Origin of the sequence: Streptococcus sp. HMSC061D10 (assembly GCF_001808865.1) — a bacterium.
In the GTDB taxonomy this organism is placed as follows: Bacteria; Bacillota; Bacilli; order Lactobacillales; family Streptococcaceae; genus Streptococcus.
In genome coordinates this window covers 1-5,121 of the sequence record NZ_KV795027.1, presented here as the reverse complement: position 1 = coordinate 5,121, position 5,121 = coordinate 1, and the positions used below count along the sequence as shown (strand labels likewise).

Below are 5,121 nucleotides of genomic sequence, written 5' to 3'. Positions count from 1 at the left end.
AGTTCAACCTGAATTGCCAGAAGCAGTTGTTACTGATAAAGGTGAACCTGAAGTTCAGCCTGAATTACCAGAAGCTGTTGTTACTGATAAAGGCGAACCTGCAGTCCAATCAGCGTTGCCAGAAGCTGTTGTAAGTGGCAAAGGGGAGCCTGAACAGGTAGCCCCACTTCCAGAATACACTGGTGATATTGATCAAGTAAAGCCAGATATTCCGACTGAAAAAACGAAAGAGCAGGATCCAGAAAAAACACTCGAATTAAGAAATGTTTCGGATATTGAGTTGTACAGCCAGACGAATGGGACTTATAAACAACATATCTCATTGGATGGAATTCCAAAGAATACGGATAATTACTTTGTCAAGGTAAAATCTTCGGCATTTAAAGATATCTATCTACCAGTCTCCTCAATAACTCAAGAGGAAAGAAATGGTCAGTCAGTTTATAAAATTACAGCTAAGGCTGAGAAACTCCAGCAAGAGCAGAACAATAAATATGTCGACAATTTCAGCTTCTATCTTTCCAAGAAGGCTACAGAGGAAAAGACAAACTTTACTTCCTTTAGTAATCTGGTCAAAGCTATAAACCAAAATCTCTCTGGAACCTATCATTTAGCAGCTAGCCTGAATGCTAACGAAGTGGAGCTTAGTCCTGATGATAAATCCTATATCAAGGGAACCTTTACTGGTCAGTTGATTGGAGAAAAAGATGGTAAGAAGTATGGTATTTATAACTTGAAAAAACCTCTGTTTGAAAACTTGAGTGGTGCTACAGTAGAAAAACTGAGTCTAAAAAATGTTACTATTTCAGGGAAAGATGATATCGGTTCACTGGCAAATGAAGCTCAGAATAACACAAAAATTAAGCAAGTTCATGTCGATGGTGTTCTGGCTGGAGAACGTGGTATCGGTGGTTTGTTGGCTAAGGCAGACCAATCAAGCATCACAGAGAGTAGTTTCAAGGGAAGAATTGTCAATACCTATGAAACAACTGATGCCTACAATATTGGCGGTCTGGCCGGTCATTTAACAGGAAAAAATGCGTCTATTGCTAAATCAAAAGCGACAGTAGCCATTTCATCCAACACCAATAGTTCAGATCAGACTGTTGGTGGGCTTGCAGGTCTAGTAGATCAAGATGCGCATATACAGGATAGCTATGCTGAAGGTGATATCAACAATGTCAAGCACTTTGGTAGAGTTGCGGGTGTGGCTGGATATTTGTGGGATCGAACTTCTGGTGAGGAACGGCATGCTGGAAGCTTGACCAATGTTCTCAGTGATGTCAATGTAACCAACGGAAATGCCATTACCGGTTACCACTATAATGACATGAAGGTGAAGGACACATTCAGCAGCAAGGCGAACAGAGTATACAATGTCACCTTGGTTAGGGATGAAGTCGTCAGCAAAGAATCCTTTGAAGAAAGAGGAACAATGTTAGATGCTTCTGAAGTGACTAATAAAAAAGCAGAAATCAATCCTCTCACTCCTCCAACAATGGAGCCCCTTTCAACAAGTGGTAGTAAAGAAAGTGATTTTTCTAAGGTAGCCCATTATCAAGCTAACCGTGCTTTGGTTTATAAGAACATTGAAAAATTGTTACCTTTCTATAACAAGGCGACCATCGTGAAATACGGAAACCTGGTTAAGGAGAACAGTCTCTTATATCAAAAAGAACTCTTGTCCGCAGTTATGATGAAGGATGACCAAGTAATCACAGATATTGTTTCTAACAAACAGACTGCAAATAAACTCTTGCTTCACTATCAGGACCATTCATCTGAGAAGCTCGATCTCAAGTACCAGACTGATTTTGCCAAGCTAGCAGAATATAGTTTAGGGGATACAGGACTCCTCTACACTCCAAATCAATTCTTGTATGACCAAGACTCTATCATTAAGCAAGTCTTACCTGACTTACAAAAGGTTGACTATAAGTCGGATGCCATCAGAAAGACACTCGGAATTTCTCCAGATGTCAAGCAAACTGAGCTCTATCTGGAAGACCAGTTCGTCAAAACAAAACAAAATTTGGCAAACAGTTTGAAAAAACTCTTGTCAGCAGATGCTGGACTTGCTGGTGACAACCCAGTTACCAGAGGCTATCTTGTAGATAAAATCAAGAACAATAAGGAAGCCTTGCTACTCGGTTTAACTTATTTAGAACGTTGGTATAACTTTAGCTATGGTCAAGTGAATGTCAAAGACCTGGTGATGTATCGTCCAGACTTCTTTGGTAAAGGAAATACTTCACCATTAGATACTCTGATTGAGTTAGGTAAATCTGGCTTTAACAATCTTCTTGCTAAAAACAATGTCGATACTTATGCTATCAGTCTTGCCAGCCATCATGGAACGACAGATTTGTTTAGCACGCTAGAAAATTACCGAAAAGTCTTTTTACCAAACACTAGCAATAATGACTGGTTTAAAAAACAGACCAAAGCTTTCATTGTCGAAGAAAAATCCACTATTGCAGAGGTCAAAGCCAAGCAAGAGCAAGCAGGGACTAAGTATTCTATCGGTGTTTATGACAGAATTACTAGTAGTACTTGGAAATATCGCAATATGGTCTTGCCTCTCCTTACCTTGCCAGAAAGATCTGTATTTGTCATCTCAACCTTGTCTAGCCTAGGATTTGGCGCTTACGATCGCTACCGCAACAGCGATTATAAGGCTGGAGATGAACTCAATAAGTTTGTTGAAGATAATGCGCGTGAAACAGCCAAACGTCAGCGAGATCACTATGATTATTGGTATCGTATTTTAGATAAAGAAGGACGTGAAAAGCTCTATCGTACAATTTTACTTTATGATGCCTATAAGTTTGGAGATGATACAACATCTGGAAAAGCTACAGTTGAGGCTCAGTTTGATAGTACCAATCCGGCGATGAAGAATTTCTTTGGTCCAGTGGGGAATAAAGTAGTTCACAATCACCATGGTGCTTATGCAACTGGAGATGGCGTTTACTATATGTCCTATCGTATGTTAGATAAGGATGGAGCTATCACCTATACCCATGAGATGACACATGATTCAGATCAGGATATTTACCTTGGTGGCTATGGTCGAAGAAGTGGCTTAGGACCGGAGTTCTTCGCAAAAGGCTTATTGCAAGCTCCTGATCAACCAAGTGATGCAACCATTACCATCAACTCTATCTTGAAACATAAAACATCAGATAGTACAGAAGGCCAGCGATTGCAAGTACTTGATCCAACTACAAGATTTAATGACGCAGCAGATCTTCAGAACTACGTCCACAATATGTTTGATGTCGTTTACATGTTGGAATATCTCGAAGGGCAATCTATTGTGAAACAGTTAGATGCTTATCAGAAAATGACGGCTCTGAGAAAAATCGAGAATAAATACGTGAAAGATCCTGCAGATGGAAATGAGGTTTACGCTACTAACGTTGTACAAAATCTGACAGAAGAAGATGCCAAAAAATTGACTACCTTTGATAGTTTAATTAAAAATAATATCTTGTCAGCTCGTGAATATAAGTCTGGGGAATATGAAAGAAACGGTTACTATACGATTAAACTCTTCGCCCCAATCTATTCGGCTCTGAGCAGTAAGGGAACTCCGGGTGATTTGATGGGACGTAGGATAGCTTATGAACTTTTGGCTGCCAAAGGTTTTAAGGATGGAATGGTACCTTATATCTCAAACCAATACGAGGAAGTTGCTAAACAACAAGGGAAAACTATCAATCTTTATGGTAAAGAACGAGGATTGGTGACAGATGATCTTGTTTTGGAAAAGGTATTTGAAGGTAAGTATAAAACTTGGGCAGAATTTAAGACAGCTATGTACCAAGAACGGGTGGGTCAGTTTGGAAACTTGAAAAAGGTGACCTTCAACGATCCAACTAAATCTTGGGCAAGTTTTGCAAGAAAGACGATTCATAGTGTAGAAGAACTGCAGCGATTAATGGACGAAGCTGTCCGTAAGGATGCAGATGAGAATCGTTATTCTTGGGACAACTATAATCCAGAATATGATAGTGCAGTTCATAAGTTAAAGAGAGCAGTGTTTAAGGCCTATCTAAATCAAACTGATGATTTTAGAAGTTCAATTTTTGAAAATAAAAAATAGTGTTTACTATTAGGAAATAAAATTAAAGAAGGTGATTACGCTTGTCATTATTTAAAAAAGAACGGTTTTCAATCCGAAAAATCTGTGGGATTGTTGGTTCAGTTTTACTCGGAAGTATCTTAGTTGCACCGTCAGTCATTCATGCTTCTACCTATCATTACATTGAAAAAAGCGCTCTTACAAAGGAAGAACAAAGAAAGATTCAAGCAGGAATTCCTACTGATAATGAGGTAACTTATGCTCTTATTTATCAGCAGGAAGCTCTTCCTGCAACAGGTTCATCGACTTCTGTGCTTACAGCTTTAGGGCTATTAGCTGTTGGTAGTTTAGTCCTTTTGGTTCATAAAAAGAAAAAAGTTAGTAGTTTGTTCTTAGTTACTACTATCGGACTGATTAGTCTTTCTAGTATGCAAGCTCTCGATATAAGCAATCCTTTGAAAGCTCCAAGTAATGAAGGAGTAGTTCAAATTGCTGGATATCGTTATATTGGATACTTACCTCTTGATGATGATGCAATCTCAGAAATTCAACATAAAGCTGAGGGGACAAAAAATGTTCCAGTATCTGAAATTCAAAGTATCCCTAATGAAGCGCCTAAAGCAGAAAAACCAGAACATACAGCACCAGTTGGTGGTAATCTGGTTGAGCCCGAAGTTCATGAAAAACCAGGATACACTCAACCTGTGGGGATGGTTCCTGACGAAGCACCTAAAGCAGACAAACCAGAATATACTAAACCAGTTGGCACAGTGCCTGACGAAGCACCTAAAGCTGAGAAACCAGAATACACTAAACCAGTGGGTACAGTGCCTGACGAAGCACCTAAATCAGAGAAACCAGAGTACACTGCACCAGTAGGCACAGTCCCAGACGATGCTCCTAAGTATGAGAAGCCTGACTATACGCAACCAATAGGTACAAACCTTGTAGAACCTGAAGTTCAACCAGCGTTGCCGGAAGCTATTGTGACTGACAAAGGCGAGCCGGAAGTTCAACCGGCATTACCCGAAGCT

The 5,121-nt window shown here is 39.7% G+C and carries 2 protein-coding genes; both read left to right on the top strand.

Features of this window, described 5'->3' with window-relative positions:
• The coding region (locus tag HMPREF2728_RS08685; RefSeq protein WP_075227748.1) for a ZmpA/ZmpB/ZmpC family metallo-endopeptidase at positions 1 to 4,108 on the top strand (4,108 nt) is incomplete at its 5' end.
• A gap of 41 nt (positions 4,109 to 4,149) precedes the next feature.
• On the top strand, positions 4,150 to 5,121 hold a 972-nt coding region (locus tag HMPREF2728_RS08680; protein WP_083280575.1), incomplete at its 3' end, for an SIALI-17 repeat-containing surface protein.